We start from the raw sequence: 24,359 nt of genomic DNA, 5'->3' as shown, positions 1-24,359 counted from the left end.
CACAAGAATAGGATTTAGATCACAGGACAGTAACGGCCACTCTGTCACATCAGTCGAACTGATCGCCCAGCGCCATCACCATCACACCGGCGACCAACAGCCACAGGGCCCTTCGCGTACGTCCCCGGGAGCCGAGGACCGACGCCAGCGCGCACACGGCGGCGCCGACGGCATAGGCGGCGGGGACGAGCGTCGGCACGGAGCCCGTGAGGCGGAGCAGCGACGCTGCCAGGCCCGCGAGGGCGAGCAGAGCCCCGGTCCCGGCCGCCGCCCAGCGAGCCCGCCGCGCGTCCTCCACCGGGTCCGCGAAGTCCTCCGTCATGCCCTCAGGGGGCTCGGAGGTCCCGGAATCACCGCGTCCGCTCATGGCGGGCGAGGGTAGCGCCTCCGGCCGAGAAACGGGGTGCGCCGTGACACGGCGCACTGCTAGCGTCCCGACGTCCGTCGTCTCCGGCACATCGCCGCCGACCGAAGCAGGTGCATTGTTTGAAGGTCCGACCGAGCTCCTACGCATCACATTCCCCTACGGAGGACTCAAGGAGCCCGTTCACCGATGTCCGACACCTCACCCGACATCACGACCTCGAACGACGACCTCACTAACCGACTGACCCACCCGCACTGGCCGCGCAGCAGCCGCTACGACGCCCGCTGGACCATCGAGAACCAGATGGGCCCGCACGCGCTGTGGCTGCTGGAGTGGCTTGCCCCCGCCCTCGGCCTGGACACGCTGCCCTCCGGCGCCCGGGTCCTCGACCTGGGCTGCGGGCGCGCGATGACCTCGGTCTTCCTCGCCAAGGAGTACGACGTCCAGGTCACCGCGGCCGACCTGTGGGTGAAGCCCGACGAGAACGCCGTACGCGTCGCCCAGGCGGGCGTCGCCGACCGGGTGCTGCCCGTGCACGCCGAGGCGCACGACCTGCCGTTCGCCGAGGGCAGCTTCGACGCGATCGTGTCGATCGACGCGTACCAGTACTTCGGTACCGACGACCTCTACTTGCCCACACTGACGTGGCTGTTGAAGCCCGGCGGGCGGATCGGAGTGGTCGTCCCCGCACTGCGGGAGGAGCCGGTGGACACCGAGCCGCCGGAGCATCTCACGCCGTGGTGGGAGCCCGACTTCTGGTGCTTCCACACCGCCGACTGGTGGCGGCGCCACTGGACGCGCAGCGGGGCCGTTGAGGTCGAGGCGGCCGACTGGCTGCCGGACGGCTGGAAGGACTGGCTGCTCTGGTGCGAGGTGGTCGCCGAGGAGAGTCCGGAGGAGTTCCACCGGCACATGGCCCGAGAGGTCGGCGAGATGGTGCGCGTCGACGAGGGCCGCGCGCTGGGCTTCGTACGGGCCGTCGGTCGCCGTCTGTGAGATGACACGACTCGGGGGGCTGTGTCAGTACGCCGACACAGCCCCCCGAGTCGCGTGCTTCAGCCCTCGCTGACGCCCAGCTTCTGAAGGATCAGCTCCTTGACACGGGCCGCGTCGGCCTGACCGCGCGTGGCCTTCATGACCGCGCCGACCAGGGCGCCCGCCGCGGCCACCTTGCCGCCGCGGATCTTGTCGGCGACGCCCGGGTTGCCGGCGATGGCCTCCTCGACGGCCGTGGTGAGCGCGCCCTCGTCGGAGACGACCTTCAGACCGCGCTTGTCGACGACCTCGTCCGGGGTGCCTTCGCCCGCGAGGACGCCCTCGATGACCTGGCGGGCCAGCTTGTCGTTCAGGTCGCCGGAGCTCACCAGCTCGGTGACCCGGGCGACCTGCGCCGGCGTGATCGCCAACTCGTCCAGCGCCTTGCCCGACTCGTTGGCGCTGCGGGCCAGTTCACCCATCCACCGCTTGCGGGCGGAGGCCGCGTCGGCACCGGCGTCGATGGTGGCGACGATCAGGTCCAGCGCGCCGGCGTTGAGGATCGACTGCATCTCGTTGGCGCTGACCCCCCACTCCTCGCGCAGCCGGTTGCGGCGGACCAGCGGCAACTCGGGCAGACCCGACCGGATCTCCTCGACCCACTCGCGCGAGGGGGCCACCGGTACCAGGTCCGGCTCCGGGAAGTACCGGTAGTCCTCGGCCTCCTCCTTCACGCGGCCCGAGGTCGTGGACCCGGTGTCCTCGTGGAAGTGCCGGGTCTCCTGGATGATCGTGCCGCCGCCGTTCAGCACGGCAGCGTGCCGCTGGATCTCGAAGCGGGCCGCACGCTCCACGGACCGCAGCGAGTTCACGTTCTTCGTCTCGGACCGGGTGCCGAACTTCTCGCGGCCGTGCGGGCGCAGCGACAGGTTCACGTCGCACCGCATCTGGCCCATCTCCATCCGGGCCTCGGAGACGCCGAGTGCCTTGATGACCTCGCGCAGCTCACGGACGTACGCCTTCGCCACCTCGGGAGCACGCTCGCCCGCGCCCTCGATCGGCTTGGTGACGATCTCGATGAGCGGGATGCCGGCACGGTTGTAGTCGAGGAGCGAGTGCGAGGCGCCGTGGATTCGGCCCGTCGCGCCACCGACGTGCATGGACTTGCCGGTGTCCTCCTCCATGTGGGCGCGCTCGATCTCCACCCGGAAGGTCTCGCCGTCCTCCAGCTGGACGTCGAGGTAGCCGTTGAAGGCGATCGGCTCGTCGTACTGGGAGGTCTGGAAGTTCTTCGGCATGTCCGGATAGAAGTAGTTCTTCCGGGCGAAGCGGCACCACTCGGCGATCTCGCAGTTCAGCGCGAGACCGATCCTGATCGCGGACTCGATGCCGATCGCGTTGACGACCGGGAGCGCGCCCGGCATGCCGAGGCAGGTCGGGCAGGTCTGCGAGTTGGGCTCGGCACCCAGCTCGGTCGAACACCCGCAGAACATCTTGGTCTTGGTGCCGAGTTCGACATGGACCTCGAGGCCCATGACGGGGTCGTACGACGCCAGCGCGTCCTCGTACGACACCAGGTCGGTCGTGGTGGTCACGGTGAAACTTCCCTCTCAGCCCAGCAGGACGTCGTCGTCGCCCAGCCGCTTCAGCTCGCGGTAGAGGATGGCGAGGCCGGTGACGATGGCGACGGCGGACACGGTGGCGTCGACCAGGACCAGCGTGTCCTTGTCGGCGCGGGCCTTCTTCAGCCGTTTGGCGACGCCGATCGCGCCGAACGCGGTCCCGGCGATGGACAGGTAGGTACCGGACTTGGACTTCTTGAAGCCCTTGGCCTTGGTCAGTGCGCTCACAGCGACGGAGCCTCCTCGATCAGCGGGTGACCCCACCTTTCCACGAAGGCGGCCTCGACGGCTGCGCCGACCTTGTAAAGGCGGTCGTCCTTCAGCGCGGGGGCGATGATCTGCAGCCCGACCGGGAGGTTGTCCTCCGGGGCGAGACCGCAGGGCAGCGACATGGCCGCGTTGCCCGCCAGGTTGGTCGGGATGGTGCACAGGTCGGCGAGGTACATCGCCATCGGGTCGTCGGCGCGCTCGCCGATCGGGAAGGCGGTGGTCGGTGTCGTCGGCGAGACGATGACGTCCACCTGCTCGAACGCCTTCTCGAAGTCGCGGGTGATGAGCGTACGGACCTTCTGGGCGCTGCCGTAGTAGGCGTCGTAGTACCCGCTCGACAGGGCGTAGGTGCCGAGCATGATGCGGCGCTTGACCTCGGGGCCGAAGCCCGCCTCACGGGTGAGGGAGGTGACCGCCTCGGCCGAGTGGGTGCCGTCGTCGCCGGTACGCAGGCCGTAACGCAGGCCGTCGAAGCGGGCGAGGTTGGACGAACACTCGGAGGGCGCGATCAGGTAGTACGCCGACAGGGCGAGGTCGAAGGACGGGCAGTCCAGCTCGACGATCTCGGCGCCCAGTTCCTTGAGGAGGGCGACGGACTCGTCGAAGCGCTGGATGACGCCGGCCTGGTAGCCCTCGCCGCGGAACTGCTTCACGACACCGACCCGCATGCCCTCCACGCTGCCGTTCAGGGCGGCCTCGACGACCGGCGGGACCGGGGCGTCGATGGAGGTGGAGTCGAGCGGGTCGTGCCCGGCGATGGCCTCGTGGAGGAGGGCCGCGTCCAGGACCGTACGGGCGCAGGGCCCGCCCTGGTCGAGGGAGGACGAGAACGCCACCATGCCGTAGCGGGAGACCGCCCCGTAGGTCGGCTTCACGCCGACCGTGCCGGTGACGGCGGCGGGCTGGCGGATGGAACCGCCGGTGTCGGTGCCGATGGCGAGGGGGGCCTGGAAGGAGGCGAGCGCCGCGGAGGAACCGCCGCCGGAGCCGCCGGGGATCTTGGTGAGGTCCCAGGGGTTGCCGGTCGGGCCGTAGGCGCTGTTCTCGGTGCTGGACCCCATGGCGAACTCGTCCATGTTGGTCTTGCCGAGGATGACGACGTCGGCGGCCTTCAGCTTCTTCGTGACGGTCGCGTCGTACGGCGGGATCCAGCCCTCGAGGATCTTCGAACCGACGGTCGTCGGGACGCCCTCGGTGGTGAAGATGTCCTTGAGCGCGAGCGGGACGCCGGCGAGAGGGCCGAGCTTCTCACCCCTCTCCCGCTTCTCGTCGACGGCACGGGCCTGCGCGAGAGCGCCCTCACGGTCGACGTGCAGGAAGGCGTGCACCTTCTCGTCGACGGCCTCGATGCGCGCCAGATGCGCCTCGGCGACCTCGACGGCCGTGAGCTCGCCGGAGGCGATCTTCGCGGCGGTCTCGGCGGCCGTGAGCTTGATGATGGTGATGTTGTCCGTCATGGCGGTTAGTCCTCCCCCAGGATCTGCGGCACCTTGAAACGCTGCTGCTCCTGGGCCGGGGCGCCGGAGAGCGCCTGCTCGGGGGTGAGCGACGGACGGACCTCGTCCTTCCGCATGACGTTCGTCAGCGGGAGCGGGTGCGAGGTCGGCGGTACGTCTTGGTCGGCGACCTCACTGACGCGGGCGACCGCGCCGATGATGTCGTCCAGCTGTCCCGCGAAGTGGTCGAGCTCTTCGGGCTTCAGCTCCAGACGCGCCAGCCGGGCGAGGTGGGCGACCTCCTCGCGCGTGATGCCAGGCATGCAGCGATCCTCTGGGGTGAGTGAGTGGTTTGGGACCAATCCTATGGGGCGGCGCGCTGTGCCTGTTAAACGGTTTCCCCGCACCACCGGCGGCTGCGCGCTGCCGCTCCCCGACCGCACTCCGCGAGGACCGGCCGTTGTGACGGCGTACCTGCGGTTACTCGGCGGCCGGCAGCGCCGCACGTGGCCGCTGCCAGCCCCGCGAACCCCGCGCCAGCAGCCACGCCGTCGTCTCCTCCGGCGGCATCGCCGCCGCGACCAGCCAGCCCTGTACGGCATCACAGCCCAGGTCGCGTAGCCGCTCCCAGGTCTCGTCGTCCTCGACGCCCTCGGCGACCACGAGGAGGCCCAGGGAATGCGCGAGGTCGACCGTGCAGCGCACGATCGCCGCGTCCTCGTTGTCGACGGCGAGGCGGGCCACGAAGGACCGGTCGATCTTCAGCTCGCTGACGGGAAGCCGACGCAGGTGCACCAGCGAGGAGTAGCCGGTGCCGAAGTCGTCCAGGGACATCTTCACGCCGTGCGCGGTCAGCCCGGCGAGGGTGTCGGCGGCACGCTGCGGGTCCTCCAGGAGGACGTGCTCGGTTATCTCCAGTTGCAGCGCTCCCGCGGGGACACCGTGACGGGCCAGCCGGGCGGCCACCGATCCCGCGAAGCCGGGGGTGTGGACATCGCGCGGGGAGACGTTGACCGCCACCGGGACGAACAGCCCCTGGGAGCGCCACAGCGCGACCTGGGCGAGAGCCGTGTCGAGGACGTACTCCGTGAGATAGGGCATCAGCCCGGACGACTCGGCGATGGCGATGAACTCGTCCGGCGGGACCTTGCCCCGCTCGGGGTGCACCCAGCGGACGAGGGCTTCGAGCCCGGCCACCTGTCCGTCGAAGCGGACCTTGGGCTGGTAGTGCAGCTGGACCTCGTGGGCGTCCAGGGCCCGGCGCAGATCACCGAGCAGTCCGAGCCGGTCCGGTGTGTTGGAGTCCCGCTTGGACTCGTAGACCTCGACGCCCGTACGGTCGCGCTTCGCCTGGTACATCGCCACGTCGGCCCGGCGCAGCAGTCCCTCGGCGTCGAGGGCGTGGTCGGGGAAGACGGCGACTCCGGCGCTGGCCTCCAGCACGAGGGTGAGGCCGTCGAGGTCGAGCGGGGAGCTGAGGGCGGCCACGAGGCCGCGGGCGACCCGGGTCGCGGAGGTGGTGGAGTCGGCGACCGGCAGTAAGACGGCGAACTCGTCACCGCCGAGCCGCGCCGCCTCCGCGCCTCGGGGCAGCGCCAGCCGGAGCCGGTCGGCGATCTGCAACAGCAGCCGGTCACCGGCGAGGTGGCCCAACGTGTCGTTGACCGACCGGAAGCGGTCCAGGTCGATGAGCATCAGGGCGGAGCGGGCGCCGATGCGTTCCGCGTCGTCCAGGGCGGTCCAGATGCGTTCCAGCAGCCACTGGCGGTTGGGAAGCCCGGTCAGCGGATCGCGCAGCTGCTCCTCGGCCCGGGCCCGGGCCATCCAGAGGGTGGAGTCGAGGGCGATGAGCGGGATGGCGAACAGCGGCAGCAGGATGGGCTCGGCGGTGGCGACCACACAGATCAGGGGCGCGATGCCGAGCAGCGCGACGGCGACCAGGCCCTGTCTGACCAGGGCGGTGCGCGCGACGGTCGGCAGACCGCTGGAGCGCGGGGCGTGGAGGTACCAGCCCAGGATGCGGGTGACCGCGAGATAGGCGACCGCGACCAGCACCACCTGGGGAGCGGTGTAGAACGTCCAGGATTCGGAGTTCCAGGGGCGCTCGACGGACGGCACCCGGCCGAACGCGCCGAGCAGCAGGGCACCGGCGGCGATGCCGAGGATGTCCACCGCGCCGTGCAGCACGCCCTGTCGCCAGCGGTGCCGGCGGGCCACACCGACCAGCAGGACCACGGTCAGGCTGACCAGGCCGGCCGACACCCAGCCGTACAACAGCAGGACGGCGAGGGTGAGGGCGGCGCCGGAGCCGGTGCCACCCAACCAGCGGGCGCGGCCGAGCGCGACCAGATGGCCGACGATGACTCCGGTCAGCACGGCCAGGGACCAGCCGACCGTGCCGGACGGGAAGAGCGCGTGGCCTCCGGTGAAGGCCCGGTAGAAGCCGGCGCCCAGCACGAATCCGGCGGACGCGACGATCGCGGCGGGCAGCGTGGGCCAGGACAGGTGCCGGTCCGGTTCCTCGCCCGGCAGTCCGGGCGTGCGTTCGGTGGTGCGGGGGGAGGCGGCAAGGCCTTCGGCCGCCGTGTAGGGTCCGGCCGGGTACTGTCCGGCGGCGTGCCCCTCGGCGCCCGGACGCTCCCCGGTCAGCCCGGTCCACCGGCTCTCCCGCCATGCGCCGACCATCCGGCGCAGGCGCAGCCGTGAGTCCGGGGCGGCGCTCTCGCTCGGTTCCATTCCCGTCCCTCTCACAGCCGGCGGTGCCCACGCCACGCGGCCCGGTGCCCGACAACAACCCTCGACGGCGCCGCGTTGGTCAACCCTTCCCACCACCCCTGAAGGCTCTTCAGGAGCAAAGGGATGCCCCGGCCGCAGCTGGGCACGGCAGGCGCACCTCTCAACAGTAGGCCGCAGAAGGCTTTTACGGGCGGCGGTCGTCAACGGTTGCCCGAATGCGCCCCGGCCACCCGTATGCATCTGGTATGCGCTGATCGGGTGGCCTTCAACCGCTGTTCCTCGCTACTCCTCCGCCGGAAGCGCCACTTCGGCAGCCGCCTCAGGGCCCTGTTCCAGCAGGACTGCGAACCCGTCCTCGTTCAGAACCGGGACTTTCAGCTGCATCGCCTTGTCGTACTTCGATCCTGGATTGTCACCCACAACGACGAATGACGTCTTCTTCGAAACAGAACCGGTCACCTTCGCGCCACGGCTCTGCAACGCCTCCTTGGCGCCGTCCCGCGTGAAGTGTTCGAGCGTGCCGGTCACGACGAGGGTGAGCCCTTCGAGCGGACGCGGCCCCTCGTCCTCGCCGGAGCTCTGCGCCTCCATCCGGACGCCCGCGGCCTGCCACTTCCGGATGATCTCGCGGTGCCAGTCCTCGGCGAACCACTCCTTGACCGCGGCGGCGACGATCGGGCCGACGCCGTCGGTGTTCTTCAGCTCCTCCTCGGTGGCCTGGTCGATCCGCTCGATGGAGCGGAACTCGCGGGCCAGCGCCTCGGCGGCGACCGGGCCCACGTGACGGATCGACAGGCCGGTGAGAACGCGGGCGAGCGGGCGCTCCTTGGCGGCCGCGATGTTCTCCAGCATCGCCAGCGCGTTCTTCCTCGCGTTGCCCTCCTGGTTCGCGAAGACCGTGGCGACCTTCTCCTCGCCGGTCTTCGGGTCGCGCTTGGGCAGCCCGCTGTCCTGGTCGAGGACGTACGCCTTGATGGGCAGCAGCCGCTCGATGGTGAGGTCGAACAGGTCGCCCTCGTTGGTGAGCGGCGGCTCGGCGGGCTCGAGCGGCTGAGTGAGGGCGGCGGCGGCGACATAGCCGAAGTGCTCGATGTCCAGCGACTTGCGCCCGGCGAGATAGAACAGGCGTTCGCGCAACTGGGCCGGGCAGCTGCGGGCGTTCGGGCAGCGCAGGTCGACGTCGCCCTCCTTCATCGGCCGGAGCGCCGTACCGCACTCGGGGCACTCGCTCGGCATCACGAACTCACGCTCGCCGCCGTCGCGCAGGTCGACCACCGGGCCGAGGATCTCCGGGATGACGTCGCCGGCCTTGCGCAGCACCACGGTGTCGCCGATCAGCACGCCCTTGGCCTTGACGACGGCCTGGTTGTGCAAAGTGGCGAACTCGACCTCCGAACCGGCCACGGTGACCGGCTCGACCTGGGCGTAGGGCGTGACCCGGCCCGTACGGCCCACGCCCACGCGGATGTTGATCAGCTTGGTGTTGACCTCCTCGGGCGCGTACTTGTACGCGATGGCCCAGCGCGGGGCGCGCGAGGTGGAGCCGAGGCGCCCCTGGAGCGGGATCTCGTCGAGCTTGACCACCACACCGTCGATCTCGTGCGCCACGGAGTGACGGTTCTCGCCGTAGTACGCGATGAACTCCCGTACGCCGTCGAGGTCGTCGACCACCCTGTTGTGCGGGGAGGTCGGCAGGCCCCAGGTCTTCAGCAGGTCGTAGGCCTGGGACAGCCGGGTCATGCCGTCGAAGCCCTCCAGGGCGCCGATGCCGTGGACCACCATGTGCAGCGGCAGCGTCGCGGTGACCTTGGGGTCCTTCTGGCGCAGGGATCCCGAGGCGGAGTTGCGCGGGTTGGCGTACGGCTTCTCGCCGGCGGCCACCCGGCGGGCGTTGAGGTCCTGGAAGGCCTCCATCGGGAAGTAGACCTCACCGCGGATCTCGACCAGCCGCGGGACCCGGTCGCCCTTCAGCCGGTGCGGGATCTCCGCGATCGTCATGACGTTGGGCGTGATGTCCTCGCCGATCCGGCCGGTGCCCCGGGTGGCGGCCCGGGTGAGCCTGCCGTCCTCGTAGGTCAGGTTCACCGCGAGGCCGTCGACCTTGAGCTCGCACAGCAGGTGGTAGCCGGTTGTGCCCACGTCCTTGGCGACGCGGTCGGCCCAGGCGGCGAGGCCCTGGTCGTCGAAGACGTTGTCGAGGGAGAGCATGCGTTCGCGGTGCTCGACCTCGGCGAGGTCCGTCTCGTACTCGACGGAGACCTTCTGGGTCGGCGAGTCCGGGGTACGCAGCTCCGGATGCTCCTCCTCCAGCTCCTCCAGGGTGCGCAGAAGCTGGTCGAACTCCGCGTCACTGACGACGGGAGCGTCCTTCACGTAGTACCGGAAGCGGTGCTCCTCGATCTGCTCAGCGAGCTGCGCGTGCTTCTCCCGTGCCTCCGTGGGCACCGTCGTCTCCGCCTGCTTTTCGCCGGCCACCGTGTTGTCCTCCCGTTACTCAGGGTTGTCCGCGAGGGATCTCGCCGCCCGGACGCAGTGGGCGAGCGCCTCGCGTGCGTACGCGGGAGAAGCCCCCGCGAGGCCGCACGCCGGAGTCACCGTGACCGCCTCCGTGAGAAGTCCCGGATGCAGCCCCAGCCTGCGCCACAGCGTTCTGACACCCATGACGCTACCGGCAGGGTCTGACAATGGGCCGTCCGTGCCCGGCACCACTCCGGCGAAGAGCCGGGTCCCCGCTTCCACCGCCTCACCGATCGCGTCGTCGTCACGCTCGGTGAGAAGCGAGAAGTCGAAGGAGACCGCGGCCGCGCCCGCCCGGCGCAGCAGGGCGAACGGGACGTCCGGCGCGCACGAGTGGACCACGACCGGTCCGCCGCCGTGGACCCCGAGGACGTCCCGGAGCGTGTCCTCGACCACCTGGCGGTCCATGGCGCGGTGGGTGCGGTAGCCGCTGGCGGACTTCACATGGCCGCGCAGTACGGCGACGAGGGACGGCTCGTCGAGCTGGAGGACGACCTGGGCGCCGGGGATCCGGCGCCGGACCTCCTCCAGATGCACGCGCAGCCCTTCGGCGAGGGAGGCGGCGAGGTCACGGCAGGCGCCCGGGTCGGAGAGGGCTGCCTCGCCGTTCCTCAGCTCCAGGGCGGCCGCCAGGGTCCAGGGCCCGACCGCCTGGACCTTCAGCGGGCCCTCGTATCCCTGGGTGAACTCCTCCAGGGCGTCCAGGTCCTCGCCGAGCCAGGACCGGGCCCGCTTGGTGTCCCGTCCCGGGCGGTCACCGATCCGCCAGCCGCTGGGCTCCACGCGCGCGTAGAGCTCGACGAGCAGACCGGCGGTGCGGCCGATCATGTCCGCGCCCGGCCCCCGGGCGGGCAGCTCGGTGAGGAACGGGAAGTCCTCGAAGGACCCGGTGACGGTCTTGGCGGCCTCGCGGGCGTCACCGCCGGGCATGGAGCCGATACCGGTGGCGGGGCCGAAGCTGAAGTGTGCGTTCACGGGTGAAGCCTACGTAGGGCTCGGTGCGACCTCGCCCGCGAAGCCTCCCTCACCGCCCCGGCCGCACCGTCAGGTCGTTGATCTCCGCGTCCCTCGGCAGGTCGACGGCTAGCAGGATCGTCGTCGCGACCGACTCGGGGTCGATCCACCGCGCGGGGTCGTACTCCTTGCCCTCCTGCTGGTGGACCTTGACCTGCATGGGGCTCGCGGTGCGGCCGGGGTAGACCGTGGTGACGCGGACGCCGTTGTCGTGCTCCTCGTTGCGGAGCGAGTCGGCGAGCGCCTTCAGGCCGTGCTTGCTGGCGGCGTACGCGGACCACTCGGCGCTCGCCCGCAGCCCCGCGCCCGAGTTCACGAACACCACGTGGCCGTGGGCGGTGCGCAGTTGGGGCAGGAAGTGGCGGGTCAGCTCGGCGGGCGCGATCAGGTTGACGTTGAGCTGATGGCGCCAGGACTTGGGAGTCAGCTCGCCGACCGGCCCGAGGTCGACCACGCCCGCGATGTGCAGGAGGGAGTCCACCCGGTCCGGGAGCGTCTGGTGGGAGAAGGCCCAGGACAGCTTGTCGGGGTCCGCGAGATCGCCGACCAGTGTCCTCGCCCCGGGAAACTCCACCGCCAGTTCCTTGGCACGGCGCGCGTCGCGCGCGTGCAGCACGAGATCGTCCCCGCGCGCGTGCAGCCGGCGGGCCACGGCCGCGCCGATGCCGGATCCGGCCCCGGTGATCACATGTGTCGCCATGTCCGCCATGCTCGCATCACCGTGGCCGGGCACCGCACCCACCTCACTCGACGCCCGCGCTCTCCTCCAGGTACGCCAGCGCCCCCACCGGCTCCTGGGCGAAGAACACCAGGTCGGTCAGCGGCCGAGGCAGGAATCCCTCGTCCTCCATGCGGCGGAACTGCTCCTTGAGGCCGTCGTAGAAGCCCGCGGTGTTGAGGAGGACCACCGGCTTGTCGGTGTGCCCGTGCTTCTTCAGCTCCAGGATCTCGGTGGCCTCGTCCAGCGTGCCGGTGCCGCCCACCATGACGACCACCGCGTCGGCCCTGTCCAGGAGCAGCTTCTTGCGCTCGGCGAGGTCCTTCGCGATCACCATCTCCTCGACGCCCTGCCGCGCCTTGGCCGCCAGGAAGTCCACGGAGACCCCGCACAGCCGGCCGCCCGCCTCCTGCACCCCGTCCGCGACCACCTTCATCAGCCCGACGTCGGAGCCTCCCCAGACGAGGGTGTGTCCGCCTTTGCCGATCAGTTCGGCGAACTCGCGCGCGGGGCGGGTGTAGCGGTCGTCGAGGTCGGCGGCGGAGAGGAAGACGCAGATTCGCATACGGTCACGGTACGCGGGAAGAACCGGGGGCCTGCGAGTGCTTTCACGGTATGGCTGAAGGACACACGATCACCATCGAGCAAGGCACGCGGCGCGTACGGGCCGTCCATGGCGGCCAGGTGCTGGCGGAGAGTGAACGGCCCCTTCTCCTGCGGGAGACGGGCTGTCCGGTGCGCTACTACCTCCCGCCCGAGGACGTACGGCTCGACCTGCTGACCCCCTCCGACACCCACACGTACTGTCCGTTCAAGGGCACGGCCTCCTACTGGTCGCTGCCGGACGCGGCGGACGTGGTGTGGGCCTACCCCGAACCGAAGCCGGACGTGGCCGGCATCAAGGACCACCTCTGCTTCTACGAAGTGGAAGAAGTGGAGTAGCCGGTGTGGTGACCGATTAATCCGGTGCTGTGGGGCAGTCTTCTGAGGCATGGACAAGAAGACCCTTTCGCGCGACGGCACCCCTGTCGCGTACGAACGCACCGGACAGGGCCCGGCGGTCGTCCTGGTGAGCGGCGCGATGTCGACGGGCGGCACTATGCGGCCGCTGGCCGCCGCCCTGGCGGACCGTTTCGACGTCGTCGTGTACGACCGTCGGGGCCGCGGCGAGAGCGGCGACACGGCCCCCTACGCGGTGGACCGGGAGGTCGAGGACCTGGCCGCGCTGATCGAGCTGCTGGGCGGCGAGGCGGCGCTGTACGGCATCTCGTCCGGCGGCGCGCTGGCGCTGCACGCCGCGGCGAGCGGACTGCCGGTGCGCCGGGTGGCCGTGTACGAGGTGCCGTACGCCGTGTACGAGGGCGGCACCAAGGAGCGCGCCGAGTACACCGAGCGCCTGGACGAGGCGCTCGCACACGGCCGGCGCGGCGACGCGGTGGAGCTGTTCCTGAGGCTGACCGGCCTGGCCGAGCAGATGATCCAGGGAGCCCGCCAGTCCCCCATGTGGTCCGGCATGGAGGCCATCGCCCCGAGCCTCGCCCACGACAACACGGTCATGGGCGACGGCTTGGTGCCCCGGGACCTGCTGGCGTCGGTCACCGTCCCGGTCCTGTCCGCCGCGGGCGGCGCGAGCCCGGGGTGGCTGCGCGAGGCGGCCCAGGCGGTCGCCGAGGCGGCACCCGAGGGCACGTACCGGGTACTGGAGGGGCAGACCCACATGGTGGATCCGCAGGTGCTGGCACCTGTGCTGGCGGAGTTCCTGGGTCAGTAGGGGTACGGACCGGGCCGCCCCGGCCGTCGGTTCAGGCGACCCCGGCCGTCGCCCGCACCGTCGACGCGATCGTCGCCGACCCCACCACGCGCGTGCCGTCGTACAGGACGATGGCCTGGCCGGGGGCGACGCCGCGGACCGGTTCGGCGAACGTCACCTCCAGGGTGCCGTCGACCGGTTCCGCGTGTACCTCGGTCTCGCCGCCGTGGGCGCGCAGCTGGGCGGTGTAGGTGCCGGGGCCGACGGGTGCGGCTCCGCACCAGCGTGGCTTGATCGCCGTCAGTGCGGTCACGTCCAGCGCGGCCGCCGGGCCGACCGTCACCGTGTTGTCGACCGGGGAGATGTCGAGGACGTAGCGCGGCTTGCCGTCGGGGGCCGGGGTGCCGATCCTGAGGCCCTTGCGCTGGCCGATGGTGTAGCCGTACGCGCCCTCGTGGGTGCCGAGCCTGGTCCCCGACTCGTCGACGATGTCGCCCTCGGCCTTGCCGAGGCGCTTGGCGAGGAAGCCCTGGGTGTCGCCGTCGGCGATGAAGCAGATGTCGTGCGAGTCGGGCTTCTTGGCGACCGCGAGGCCGCGGCGCTCGGCCTCCGCGCGGATCTCGTCCTTCGTGGTGACGGTGTCGCCGAGCGGGAACATCGCGTGGGCGAGCTGCCGGTCGTCCAGGACGCCGAGGACGTACGACTGGTCCTTCGCCATGTCGGAGGCGCGGTGCAGTTCGCGGGTGCCGTCGGAGTTCACGATCACCTGGGCGTAGTGGCCGGTGCAGACCGCGTCGAAGCCGAGAGCGAGCGCCTTGTCGAGCAGTGCCGCGAACTTGATCTTCTCGTTGCAGCGCAGGCAGGGGTTCGGGGTACGGCCGGCCTCGTACTCGGCGACGAAGTCCTCGACGACGTCCTCGCGGAAGCGGTCGGCGAGGTCCCACACGTAGAACGGGATGCCGATGACGTCGGCGGCGCGGCGGGCGTCGCGGGAGTCCTCGATGGTGCAACAGCCACGCGCTCCCGTGCGGAACGACTGCGGGTTCGCGGAGAGGGCGAGATGGACGCCGGTCACGTCGTGCCCCGCCTCGGCCGCGCGGGCGGCGGCGACGGCGGAGTCGACCCCGCCCGACATGGCGGCGAGGACGCGGAGCGGACGGGTGGGCTGCGTGGTGTCAGTCATAACCCTTCCAGGGTACGGGGGCGCGGGAACCGGAACCGCCGAGTATCCGTTCACGATCACATGGGGGCGAGACGAGCCAACGAGAAGGACGCCGACCGGCGCATCGGTCGGCGTGCCCTGCCGATCGGCGGGACGGCGGCCGCGGCGGGCACCGCCGTGCTGGCCCGTGACGAGCTGGCGCGCCTGTGGTGGCGCGCGCCCGGCGTGGAGAAGCCGCGCAAGGATGGCGAGGTCGACTACGTCGGCGCGAAGTGGGTGGCCGCCTCCGACGCGAACTGGCGGCGCGCGGACCGCCCCGACGACTACGGCATAGACATGGTGGTCGTCCATGTCACCCAGGGCAGCTTCGACAGCGCCGTGAAGGTGTTCCAGGACCCGGGGCACGGGGCGGCCGCCCACTACATCGTCCGCAAGGACGGCCACGTCACACAGATGATCCGCGAGCTGGACGTGGCGTACCACGCGGGCAACCGCGCCTACAACGAACGCAGTGTCGGCATCGAGCACGAGGGATTCGTCGACCGGCCCGAGGACTTCACGGACGAGATGTACGGCGCCTCGGCGCGGCTCACCGCCCGGATCTGCGCCCGCTACGACATCCCCGTCGACCGTGAGCACATCATCGGCCACGTGGAGGTGCCGGGGACGGACCACACCGATCCCGGGAAGCACTGGGACTGGGACCGGTACATGAAGCTCGTCCGGCAGGCCCGTACGGCGGCGGCGTGAGCGTGCGCGCCCGGCCCGGGGTCCCGATCCTTGGTCCCGGACCAGGGCCCGGACACTAGGTCAGCCCCGCCGCCCGCGCCCGTTCCACCACCGGGCCGATCACCTTGGCGACCGCTTCCACGTCGGCCTCCGTGGAGGTGTGGCCGAGGGAGAAGCGCAGGGTGCCGCGGGCCAGGTCGGGGTCGGTGCCGGTGGCGAGGAGGACGTGGCTGGGCTGGGCGACACCCGCGGTGCAGGCGGAGCCGGTGGAGCACTCGATGCCCTGGGCGTCCAGCAGGAGCAGCAGGGAGTCGCCCTCGCAGCCCGGGAAGGTGAAGTGGGCGTTGGCCGGGAGTCGGTCGACGGGGTCACCGCCGAGGATCGCGTCCGGGACCGCCGTACGAACCGCCTCGATCAGGCTGTCGCGCAGGGCGCCGATCTCCCGGGCGAACCACTCTCGCTGCTCGGCGGCCAGACGGCCGGCCACCGCGAACGAGGCGATCGCGGGCACGTCGAGGGTGCCGGAGCGGACGTGTCGCTCCTGGCCGCCGCCGTGCAGGACGGGGACGGGGGTGTGCTCGCGGCCGAGGACCAGGGCGCCGATGCCGTAGGGGCCGCCGATCTTGTGGCCGGACACCGTCATCGCGGCGAGGCCGGAGGCGGCGAAGTCGAGGGGGATCTGGCCGAAGGCCTGGACGGCGTCGGAGTGCAGGGGGACGCCGAACTCGGCCGCGGTCGCCGCGAGTTCACGGACCGGCAGGACCGTGCCGATCTCGTTGTTGGCCCACATGACGGTGGCGAGGGCCACGTCGTCGGGGTTGCGGGCGATGGCTTCGTGCAGCGCCTCGGGGTGGACTCGGCCGTGCGGGTCGACCGGGAGGTACTCGATCGTGGCGCCCTCGTGTTCGCCTAGCCAGTGAACGGCGTCCAGGACGGCGTGGTGTTCCACGGGGCTGGCGAGGACCCGGGTGCGGGCCGGATCGGCGTCACGGCGGGACCAGTACAGGCCCTTGACCGCGAGGTTGTCGGCCTCGGTGCCGCCGGAGGTGAACACGATCTCGCTGGGGCGGGCGCCGAGCGCTTCGGCGAGGACTTCTCGGGCCTCCTCGACGGATCGCCGCGCGCGACGGCCGGACGCGTGGAGGGAGGAGGCGTTGCCGGTGGTACCCACGTGCGCGGTGAGTGCCTCGACCGCCTCGGGGAGCATCGGGGTGGTCGCGGCGTGGTCGAGGTATGCCATGGTGGCCCCGATTCTACGGGTCGCCAGCAGGCGGCCTCGGGGGCGGCCGGACAGACTCCTCGGCCGGCCTCAGAAGCTCCAGGACACCGTGTTGTCCATCTGCATGAAGGTGACGAGGACCAGGAGGTCCGCCACGCCCAGCCCCAGGCCCAGGTACGCACGGCCCTTGCGGGTCGTGCCGCGCCACAGGGCCGCTCCGGCCAGGGCGATGGCGATCGGGCCGAGGAAGAGGTTGAGGACCAGCAGCCCGAGAAGGCCGAGGATGAAGGATGCGACGGCCATGCCGTTGGCGTCGCGGGCGCCGCTGCGGCGCGTGGTGGTGGCGTTGGCCGGTGCGGTGAGTTGCATGACGGGTCAGCTCCTTGGGGACGAGAGGTCGTACGGGCGGACGGCTGGTCGGTTCGCGTCGGTGCGCGTCAGTTCGCGGTCGTGCCGCGACGGCGGCCATGGTGCTCGCGGATCGCGAAGATGCCGAGCCAGACGGCGATGACGGCGGCGGCGACGAGGGTGAAGGACAGCGGCGCGTGGGCGACGGTGCCCATGACGACGCCGAGCAGCAGGAGCGCGGCAACGAGGAACAGCATGGCGGGAATCCCCCTCCGTTACGTTTGGGTGAACGGTTGTAGTCACAGTTGTTCACTGACTTCCCAGTCTAGCGCTCCCCATGGCTTTTCAATTCCAGAGAACAGTTGTTAACTGCATGTCATGAGTCACACTCTCGGCATCCGACAGGTCCAGAAGCAGAAGACCCGCCAGGCCCTCCTGGACGCGGCGCTGGGCCTGTTGGAGGAACAGAGCCTGAGCAGCCTCGGGCTGCGCGAGGTCACGCGCGCCGTCGGCGTCGCGCCCACCGCCTTCTACCGGCACTTCCGCTCCATCGCGGATCTCGGCGTGGCCCTGGTCGAGGAGGCGCTGGGCAGCCTGCACCCGATGATCCGGACGACGGTGTCCACCGCCGACGGCAGCGGCCAGCGCATCGAGCGCGCCATCGAGCTGATCGCCGACCACGTGGCCGTGTACCCCGCACATGTCCGGTTCATCGCCCGCGAGCGGCACGGCGGGGTCCAGCCGGTCCGGCAGGCGATACGGGACCAACTGTCAAGGTTCGGCCAGGAGGTGAGGGACGAACTGGCCAAGGACCCCGAGTCCGCCGACTGGGACGACGACGACCTCCTGATGCTCGCCAACCTCTACGTCGACCAGATGCTGATCACCGCCTCGCTGTTCCTGGAGGCCCAGGAGTCCCCGGAGGAGGAACGGGAGCGGGTCGCACAGGTGGCGGAGCGCCAGATGCGGCTCATCAGCATCGGCCGCCGGCACTGGCTGGACTGAGCGGGACCGGGTGGCCACCGCCAACCGCCAGTCCAACGACCAGTTGCCAAGGGGCCAAGGGTCCAGGGCCGACAACCATCGGCCAGATCCGGCCGACCTTCGCGCGGCCGGGTCCGGACAACGCACACGTGACGGGCGGGCCCGGACACCACACAAGGGCGGCCCACCCGTCGGCCGGGTGTTCCGCCCCCGCACACGACCCGCGCGGTCGTCAGCCCTGCTGTGCCTGCCGACTTGGGGCCCCGCTGGGCGCCGCGCCACCGCCGCCCGCGCCGCCGCCCCCGCCCGGCCCGCCGCAGCCGCCTCCCTGACCCCCTCCGGGGCCGCCCTGCCCGCCGCCCTGCCCGCCGCTGGGCGCGCCGCTCGGCATGCCCGAAGGGGTGCCGGTCGGCTTCCCCGTCGCATTGCCGGTGGGGGCACCCGACACAGCGCCTGACGGAGCGCCCGAAGGAGCGCCGCTCGGCATCCCCGAGGGGTTGCCGCTCGGCGCTCCGGACGGCGCCTGGCATGCCTGCTGCTGACCGGAGTTGCCACTGTTCGACGACGAGGAGTCACCCGAGCCGCAGGCCACCAGGACCAGGGGCGAGAGCGCGAGCAGGGCCACCGCGGGGACGAGACGCACACGCCGCATGGGAATCAACTCCAAGGAAGATGAGGACGTCCTGAGGCGGGCACTCAACCAACGCCGCTTAGGCCTTCCTTGGGGCCGCCCTGTGCCGGGTCTGTGCGCCAGGTCAAGTGCCCCTATAGGGAGCGCCCTGACCTGCCCTTCTCCCCGGACACCTCATCCACCCGCTGGTACAGCACCGTGACAGAAGGGGCCGAACGCGGCCGGCACCGACCGCTCAGCCGAGCCTGACCCGGGCCAGTTGCCGCGACTGCGCCACCAGCCGGTCCGCGCTGTCCCACACCTCGGCGTCCTCCTCCAGGAAGCCGCCCGCCAGGTTGCGCGTGGTGATCGACACCCGCAGCGGGCCCGGCGCCGGACGGGAGCGGACATGGACCGTCAGCTCGACCGTGGGCACCCAGCCGGACAGGCCTATCTCGAACGCGGTCGGCGGCAGCGCGTCGACCGCGAGCAACAGCGAGAGGGGGTCGGCGTCGCGGCCGTCGGCGAGCCCGAACCAGGCCCGCATCTCGCCCTTGCCCGAGGGCGCGCCGAGCGCCCAACCCAGCGTCGACGGGTCGAGCTTGAGCATCAGCCGGTCGGCGATGGCCGAACTGCCCTCCACCGGGGCGGGTCCGTCCTCGGGGCCGAAGCACTGCTCGACGGGCGCGAGCGCGGGCGGCGTCGCGGTCGTACGGACGTCGTCCGGAAGGGAGTCCAGGTCGCCGTAGGAGGCGAGGACGCGGATGCGTTCGATCTCGCGGCCCTGGTCGTCGTACTGGAAGAGCGAGGCCTGGCCGGTCGAGAGCGTGCGGCCGGTACGGACGACGTCCGTGCGCACCACTGCCGGGCCCGGCCGGGAGGCGGTCAGGTAGTGCGCCGAGATGGTGAACGGGTCGTCGTGCGGCAGGGCGTGCGCGAGCGCGCGACCCAGGACGGCCAGCAGGTAGCCGCCGTTGACGGCGCTGATGATCGTCCAGCCGGCGGAGAGGTCGATGTCGTAGACCCCGGGCTCGCGGAGGGTGAGCGCGGTGTCCCGGTCGAACTCGCTGTCGCCGACGACGGCGCGCGCGATAGCTGCTTCTGGCATGCCTGAACGGTACAACAGTAGATTACTAAGCGGTAGCTTTGAACGTTACGGGCGCATGACGCCCTCCGGCGAGATCAGGTCGAGGTCAGCTCGAGGTCGGCTCGATCTCAGGTGAGGCCTCGGCAATATCTCGGTAAGTGTCCGTACTCGTCCGTAAACCCATGGCCCCGGCTTCCCCTCTGTAGGGGCATGAGCCTCACCGGGACTACCTTCCTCTACACACTGATCGCCCTGGCCGTCGTCGCGGTCGTGCTGCCGCTCGTGCTGTGGTCACGGCTGCCGGGACCCAAAGTGGCGCGGGCCGCGGCTCGTGTGCTGATGCTGCTGTTCGCCCAGGGAACGGCGGTGGCCCTGGTCTTCGTTCTGGTCAACAACGAGAACAACCTCTACGACAACTGGGGCGACGTCCTCGGTACCGGCGACCACGTCCAGCAGGCCGCCGACCTGGGCGCCGACGGCACCGGCGGGATCGCTTTGCACCGGTTGCCCAAGGTCCGGCAGACGTTCGAGCAGGCCGGCGGGTCCGGGATGCGCGCCGCGGGCGGCGTGCGGGTCACCCAGCTCAAGGGCCGGGTGTCGGGCGTGAACGCCGAGGTCTACGTCTGGCTGCCGCCGCAGTACCACGAGCCCGCCTACCGTCATCACAGGTTCCCGGTGGTGGAGTTGCTGCCGGGCTATCCCGGGTCGGCGAAGGCATGGTTCGGGTCCCTGCGGGTGCATGAGCAGTTGCTGCCGCTGATGAAGGACGGCCAGGTCGCGCCGTTCATCCTGGTCGCGCCGCGCACCAACCTGCTGGCCGGGGTGGACACCGGCTGCGCCAATCTGCCGGGCACGGTGAACGCCGACAGCTGGCTCAGTGTCGACGTGCCGAAGATGGTCATGGACAACTTCCGCGCCGAGCCGGCTCCGGCGGGCTGGGCGGTCGCCGGGTACTCGGCGGGCGGGCACTGTGCGACGAAGCTCGCCGTCGCCCACCCCGACCGCTACCGGGCCGCGGTCAGCCTGTCCGGCTACGACGACCCGATCGGCGAACGCAACTCGCTGACCGCGCAGAGCCCCGCCCTGCGCAACGCGAACAACCCGCTCCTGAAGCTGAGGGAGGCCCGCACCCCGCCCCGGATCGCGCTCTACCTCTCCGGCCAGCCGCACGACGGCTACGAGGCGGCGGTGGCTCTCGAACAGAGCGCGAAGGCGCCGACGACCGTGCACGTGGTCTACGTCCCGAAGAGCGCGGGCGGACACACCATGGCGCTGTGGCGGCCCCAGGTGGTCCCGTCGTTCCGCTGGCTGACCGTGGAGATGGGCCAGAGCCGTCCCGGGCGGGGCGCTACTCCTCCCGTACCGTCGACCGCCGGTGCCAGGCACGCGGAGCTCGCCAGTGGAACCGCATCGCGAGCAACCGCAGCACGAAGGCCGTGAGGGCCGCGGACCCGCTGGTGAGCGGGGTGAGGGCGGAGTAGCGAAGGCACAGTACGACCATCGTGGAGCCGACGATCGCGGGGACCGCGTACAGGTCGCGGTCCCAACGCAGCAGCGACGGCACCTCGTTGGCGAGCACGTCCCGCAGGACACCGCCGCCGACCGCGGTGGCCAGACCCAGGGCCACCGACGAGGTGAGGCCGAGTCCGTACTCGTACGCCTTGGTGGTGCCGGCGACGCAGAACAGGCCGAGGCCGGCCGCGTCGAAGACGTTGACCGCGCCCTGGATGCGTTCCACGTGCGGGTGCAGGAAGAAGACGAGGAGGGCGGCGAACAGTGGGGTGATGAAGTAGCCGAGGTCCGTGAAGGCGGCGGGCGGCACGGCTCCGATGACCAGGTCGCGGAACAGCCCTCCGCCCAGCGCGGTGACCTCGGCGAGGACGGCTATGCCGAAGACGTCGAAGTTCTTGCGGACGGCCAGCAGCGCGCCGGATATCGCGAACACGAAGATGCCGACGACCTCGAGCGTGTGCTGGACGGAGGGACTGAACAGTTGCTGAAGCACCCCATATTGTTACTCAGAACCCGGGTGCTCCTTGCAATACAAGGCCCAAAGGCTTCACGAGGCCTACAAAGCTGGCTTCCCTGTGGTGAACAGCCAGGTCTGGAACAGATCGTCCAGCTGCTTGCCGCTGATCCTCTCGGCGAGGCGGACGAAGTCGTCCGTGTCGGCGTTGCCGTACCGGTGCAGCTTCGTCCAGGTCGGCAGCAGCTTGAAGAACGCGGTGTCGCCGATGCGTTCGCGCAGCACCTGGAGGGTCATCGCGCCGCGCTGGTAGACGGCCGAGGCGAACATCGTGTCGCGCTGCGGGTCGCCGACCGTCACCTGCCAGAAGGCGTTGTCGGCGGGCCGGGAGTTGTAGCCGGCGAGGAAGGAGTCGTGCGCCGAGCGGGTGCCCTGGTGCTCGGCCCACAGCCACTGGGCGTAGGTGGCGAAGCCCTCGTTGAGCCAGATGTCCTTCCAGTGCGCCACCGAGACGGAGTCGCCGAACCACTGGTGGGCCAGTTCGTGCACGATCGTCGTCTCGTTGCGCACCGCCGAGTAGACCGGCTTCGACTGCACCTCCAGCGAGAACCCGGCCTGGGGCATGTCGTCGACGATCGCGCCGGTCTCCTCGAAGGGGTACGGCCCGAAGACCTGCGCCCAGTAGTCGGTGGCGGCGGCGGTCACGCCGTACACGTCGACGGTGTTGGCGTCCGCGAGCACCGGGTCGACGGCCACGTAGATCGGGATGCCGGAGGGGGTCCTCCCGGTCCGTACGTCGAACTTCCCGATGGTGGCCGTCGCGAGGTACGTCGCCATCGGCTTCTTCTCGCGCCAGTGGGTGTACGTCGAGCCGCCCTTGTCGTACGTCGACACCAGCCGCCCGTTGGAGATCGCGGTCAACCCCTTGGGGGCCTTGATCCGGATGTCGTAGGCGGCCTTGTCCGAGGGGTGGTCGCTGGACGGGAACCAGGTGGAGGCGGCGTTGGGTTCGCAGGCTACGAAGACGCCGTCCTCGGTCTTCATCCAGCCGTAGTCGGAGCCGAAGACGATGGGGCCGCCGAGGGGCTCGGGGACACCGCCGTAGGTGACGGTGACCGTGAAGGTGCGGCCCTTGCGCAGAAAGGCGCGCGGAGTGATGCGCAGTTCGTCTCCGGCGCGCGTGAACTGGGCCCGTCTGCCGTTCACCTCGACTCTGGTGACCTCCAGTTTCTGCAGGTCCAGGTCGAAGGAGGACAGGTTCCGGGTGGCGCGGGCGGTGATCGTCGTACGGCCGTCGAGGCGGTCGGTGTCCGGGGCGTACGCGAGGTCGAGGGCGTAGTGGCGGGCGTCGAAGCCGCCGTTGCCGAGGTCGGGGAAGTAGGGGTCGCCGATGCCGGGTGCGCCCGGGGCCGGGGCGGGGGCGGCGGCGATGACCAGGAAGGAGGCCGCCGCGGTCGCGAGGACCCCTAAACGTGCCGAACGGGAGAGCGCCATGAGTCGTCCCTTCGAACGTGTGCCGCTGATTCGGACACGGAGGACTCTGCGCTCTCCCGTTTAGGCATGTGCATGACTTTGCCAACTCGTCATGCGTTACTTGTCGGTTGACTCCTGGCTCTCAGCGGCGCCATCGGCCTTCGTGACGGGCTCGGCGGACTCGGCCGATTCGACGGTTTCGGCGACCTCCGTCTGCCCGACAGGTTCGGCCACCTCCGCGGCCACCGCCGCCGACGTCTCCGCCGACTCCTCCAGCACCGCGTCCGGCACCAGTTCCGCCGCCTCCTTGGCGGCGGAGAGCAGGACCGTCTCCTGCGGGGCCTGGTCCTCGAAGTTCTCCGGGTGGTGGCAGGCCACGCGCTGGCCGGGCTTCAGCTCGATGAGCTTCGGCTCCGTGGTCCGGCAGATCTCCGTCGCCTTCCAGCACCGGGTGTGGAAGCGGCAGCCGCTCGGCGGCGAGATCGGCGAGGGCACGTCGCCCTTGAGCAGGATGCGCTCGCTCTTGGCCGCCCGGCGCCTGGGGTCCGGGATCGGCACGGCCGACATCAGCGCCTTGGTGTACGGGTGCATCGGCGCCCTGTACAGCGCGTCACGGTCGGCCAGCTCGACGATCTTGCCGAGGTACATCACCGCGATCCGGTCCGAGACGTGCCGGACGACGGACAGGTCGTGCGCGATGATCACGTACGTCAGCCCGAGCTCCTGCTGGAGGTCGTCCAGCAGGTTCACCACCTGCGCCTGGATCGACACGTCCAGCGCGGAGACCGGCTCGTCCGCCACCACCAGCTTGGGGTTGAGGGCGAGCGCGCGGGCGATGCCGATGCGCTGGCGCTGACCGCCGGAGAATTCGTGCGGGTAGCGGTTGTAGTGCTCGGGGTTGAGACCGACCACCGACAGCAGCCGCTGCACCTCCTTCTTCACACCGCCCTCGGGCGAGACGCCCTGGAGCTTGAAGGGGGCGCCGACGATGGTGCCGATGGTGTGCCGCGGGTTCAGCGACGAGTACGGGTCCTGGAAGATCATCTGCACGTCACGGCGCAGCGGACGCATCCCGCCCACGCCGAGGTGGGTGATGTCCTTGCCCTCGAACTCGACCGTGCCGCCGGTCGGCTCCAGCAGCCGGGTGATCAGCCGGCCCATCGTGGACTTGCCGCAGCCGGACTCGCCCACGACCCCGAGCGTCTCACCGGAGCGGACCTCGAAGTCGATGCCGTCGACCGCGTGCACGGCGCCGACCTGCCGCTGCAGCAGGCCCTTCTTGATCGGGAAGTGCTTCTGCAGGCCGGTGACCTTCAGCAGCACCTCGCCGCCGGGACGCCTGCCACCGCTCTGCGCGGGAATCGTCCCCGCTTTCC

General features: G+C 70.7%; 25 protein-coding genes. 6 read left to right on the top strand and 19 right to left on the bottom strand.

Annotated elements, in window-relative coordinates; genetic code table 11:
- Positions 1-49 precede the first annotated feature (49 nt).
- Positions 50-367, bottom strand: a complete 318-nt coding sequence (locus OHA64_RS33320; protein WP_405619480.1) for a hypothetical protein — start codon at positions 365-367, stop codon at positions 50-52.
- Positions 368-553: 186 nt separating this feature from the next.
- Between OHA64_RS33320 and OHA64_RS33315 the strand changes: the two genes are divergently transcribed.
- The gene (locus OHA64_RS33315; protein ID WP_405619478.1) at positions 554-1,363 is read left to right on the top strand and encodes an SAM-dependent methyltransferase; all 810 of its coding nucleotides are present in this window, start codon (positions 554-556) and stop codon (positions 1,361-1,363) included.
- A 59-nt stretch (positions 1,364-1,422) separates the two neighbouring features.
- Here OHA64_RS33315 and gatB read toward each other — a convergent pair whose 3' ends face one another.
- From gatB to OHA64_RS33270, 9 genes are all read right to left on the bottom strand, one after another.
- A complete protein-coding gene (gene gatB / locus OHA64_RS33310) occupies positions 1,423-2,937 on the bottom strand; it encodes an Asp-tRNA(Asn)/Glu-tRNA(Gln) amidotransferase subunit GatB (RefSeq protein ID WP_405619476.1) in 1,515 nt (504 codons plus the stop codon).
- A gap of 15 nt (positions 2,938-2,952) precedes the next feature.
- Positions 2,953-3,192 (bottom strand): hypothetical protein, encoded by a 240-nt coding sequence (locus OHA64_RS33305; RefSeq protein ID WP_405619474.1) that lies wholly within the window; start codon positions 3,190-3,192, stop codon positions 2,953-2,955.
- A complete protein-coding gene (gene gatA, locus OHA64_RS33300; protein ID WP_405619472.1) occupies positions 3,189-4,691 on the bottom strand; it encodes an Asp-tRNA(Asn)/Glu-tRNA(Gln) amidotransferase subunit GatA in 1,503 nt (500 codons plus the stop codon). The genes OHA64_RS33305 and gatA overlap by 4 nt, the downstream gene beginning before the upstream one ends.
- Positions 4,692-4,696: 5 nt before the next feature.
- Positions 4,697-4,993, bottom strand: a complete 297-nt coding sequence (gene gatC, locus OHA64_RS33295; RefSeq protein WP_016432511.1) for an Asp-tRNA(Asn)/Glu-tRNA(Gln) amidotransferase subunit GatC — start codon at positions 4,991-4,993, stop codon at positions 4,697-4,699.
- A gap of 157 nt (positions 4,994-5,150) precedes the next feature.
- Positions 5,151-7,406: a putative bifunctional diguanylate cyclase/phosphodiesterase gene (locus OHA64_RS33290; protein ID WP_405619470.1), complete on the bottom strand. Its 2,256-nt coding sequence runs from the start codon at positions 7,404-7,406 to the stop codon at positions 5,151-5,153.
- A gap of 282 nt (positions 7,407-7,688) precedes the next feature.
- Positions 7,689-9,881, bottom strand: coding sequence for an NAD-dependent DNA ligase LigA (gene ligA / locus OHA64_RS33285; RefSeq protein WP_405619468.1), 2,193 nt, complete (start codon positions 9,879-9,881; stop codon positions 7,689-7,691).
- A gap of 15 nt (positions 9,882-9,896) precedes the next feature.
- Positions 9,897-10,898 (bottom strand): methionine synthase, encoded by a 1,002-nt coding sequence (locus OHA64_RS33280; protein ID WP_405619466.1) that lies wholly within the window; start codon positions 10,896-10,898, stop codon positions 9,897-9,899.
- 49 nt (positions 10,899-10,947) lie between these two features.
- A complete protein-coding gene (locus OHA64_RS33275; RefSeq protein ID WP_405619464.1) occupies positions 10,948-11,646 on the bottom strand; it encodes an SDR family oxidoreductase in 699 nt (232 codons plus the stop codon).
- Positions 11,647-11,680: 34 nt separating this feature from the next.
- A complete protein-coding gene (locus OHA64_RS33270) occupies positions 11,681-12,220 on the bottom strand; it encodes a TIGR00730 family Rossman fold protein (protein ID WP_405619462.1) in 540 nt (179 codons plus the stop codon).
- Between the two features lie 50 nt (positions 12,221-12,270).
- Here OHA64_RS33270 and OHA64_RS33265 point away from each other — a divergent pair, with 50 nt between their 5' ends.
- Both OHA64_RS33265 and OHA64_RS33260 read left to right on the top strand, forming a co-directional pair.
- On the top strand, positions 12,271-12,597 hold the full coding sequence (locus OHA64_RS33265) for a DUF427 domain-containing protein (RefSeq protein ID WP_405619460.1): 327 nt from the start codon (positions 12,271-12,273) through the stop codon (positions 12,595-12,597).
- A 49-nt stretch (positions 12,598-12,646) separates the two neighbouring features.
- Complete coding sequence (locus OHA64_RS33260) at positions 12,647-13,426, top strand: alpha/beta fold hydrolase (protein ID WP_405619458.1); 780 nt, start codon at positions 12,647-12,649, stop codon at positions 13,424-13,426.
- A gap of 31 nt (positions 13,427-13,457) precedes the next feature.
- Here OHA64_RS33260 and mnmA read toward each other — a convergent pair whose 3' ends face one another.
- Positions 13,458-14,588, bottom strand: a complete 1,131-nt coding sequence (gene mnmA / locus OHA64_RS33255) for a tRNA 2-thiouridine(34) synthase MnmA (protein ID WP_405619456.1) — start codon at positions 14,586-14,588, stop codon at positions 13,458-13,460.
- Positions 14,589-14,648: 60 nt separating this feature from the next.
- Between mnmA and OHA64_RS33250 the strand changes: the two genes are divergently transcribed.
- Entirely contained in the window at positions 14,649-15,317 is a 669-nt protein-coding gene (locus OHA64_RS33250; protein ID WP_405619454.1) for an N-acetylmuramoyl-L-alanine amidase, read from the top strand.
- A 55-nt stretch (positions 15,318-15,372) separates the two neighbouring features.
- On the opposite strand, the gene OHA64_RS33245 is transcribed toward OHA64_RS33250, so the two are convergent.
- The 3 genes from OHA64_RS33245 to OHA64_RS33235 form a co-directional block, all read right to left on the bottom strand.
- The gene (locus tag OHA64_RS33245) at positions 15,373-16,536 is read right to left on the bottom strand and encodes a cysteine desulfurase family protein (RefSeq protein WP_405619452.1); all 1,164 of its coding nucleotides are present in this window, start codon (positions 16,534-16,536) and stop codon (positions 15,373-15,375) included.
- Between the two features lie 69 nt (positions 16,537-16,605).
- Complete coding sequence (locus tag OHA64_RS33240; RefSeq protein WP_405619450.1) at positions 16,606-16,884, bottom strand: DUF4190 domain-containing protein; 279 nt, start codon at positions 16,882-16,884, stop codon at positions 16,606-16,608.
- Positions 16,885-16,952: 68 nt separating this feature from the next.
- Positions 16,953-17,120, bottom strand: a complete 168-nt coding sequence (locus OHA64_RS33235) for a hypothetical protein (RefSeq protein WP_405619448.1) — start codon at positions 17,118-17,120, stop codon at positions 16,953-16,955.
- A 121-nt stretch (positions 17,121-17,241) separates the two neighbouring features.
- Here OHA64_RS33235 and OHA64_RS33230 point away from each other — a divergent pair, with 121 nt between their 5' ends.
- Positions 17,242-17,868: a TetR family transcriptional regulator gene (locus OHA64_RS33230; RefSeq protein ID WP_405619446.1), complete on the top strand. Its 627-nt coding sequence runs from the start codon at positions 17,242-17,244 to the stop codon at positions 17,866-17,868.
- Between the two features lie 211 nt (positions 17,869-18,079).
- Here the strand turns inward: OHA64_RS33230 and OHA64_RS33225 are convergent, their stop codons facing one another.
- Positions 18,080-18,499: a hypothetical protein gene (locus OHA64_RS33225; protein ID WP_405619444.1), complete on the bottom strand. Its 420-nt coding sequence runs from the start codon at positions 18,497-18,499 to the stop codon at positions 18,080-18,082.
- 214 nt (positions 18,500-18,713) lie between these two features.
- On the bottom strand, positions 18,714-19,565 hold the full coding sequence (locus OHA64_RS33220; RefSeq protein ID WP_405619442.1) for a thioesterase family protein: 852 nt from the start codon (positions 19,563-19,565) through the stop codon (positions 18,714-18,716).
- A 189-nt stretch (positions 19,566-19,754) separates the two neighbouring features.
- On the opposite strand from OHA64_RS33220, the gene OHA64_RS33215 reads away from it, so the two are divergent.
- On the top strand, positions 19,755-20,984 hold the full coding sequence (locus OHA64_RS33215; protein ID WP_405619440.1) for an alpha/beta hydrolase: 1,230 nt from the start codon (positions 19,755-19,757) through the stop codon (positions 20,982-20,984).
- Here OHA64_RS33215 and OHA64_RS33210 read toward each other — a convergent pair.
- From OHA64_RS33210 to OHA64_RS33200, 3 genes are all read right to left on the bottom strand, one after another.
- Positions 20,893-21,549, bottom strand: coding sequence for a trimeric intracellular cation channel family protein (locus OHA64_RS33210; RefSeq protein ID WP_405619438.1), 657 nt, complete (start codon positions 21,547-21,549; stop codon positions 20,893-20,895). The two genes, OHA64_RS33215 and OHA64_RS33210, sit on opposite strands and share 92 nt — an antisense overlap.
- A gap of 63 nt (positions 21,550-21,612) precedes the next feature.
- Entirely contained in the window at positions 21,613-23,004 is a 1,392-nt protein-coding gene (locus OHA64_RS33205) for a M1 family metallopeptidase (protein WP_405619436.1), read from the bottom strand.
- A gap of 96 nt (positions 23,005-23,100) precedes the next feature.
- Positions 23,101-24,345: an ABC transporter ATP-binding protein gene (locus tag OHA64_RS33200; RefSeq protein WP_405624220.1), complete on the bottom strand. Its 1,245-nt coding sequence runs from the start codon at positions 24,343-24,345 to the stop codon at positions 23,101-23,103.
- Positions 24,346-24,359 lie beyond the last annotated feature (14 nt).

The organism is Streptomyces sp. NBC_00076 (genome assembly GCF_045041235.1).
Taxonomy (GTDB): Bacteria; Actinomycetota; Actinomycetes; order Streptomycetales; family Streptomycetaceae; genus Streptomyces.
The sequence above is the reverse complement of the archived record's forward strand: the minus strand, read 5'-3'. Positions and strand labels throughout refer to the sequence as shown.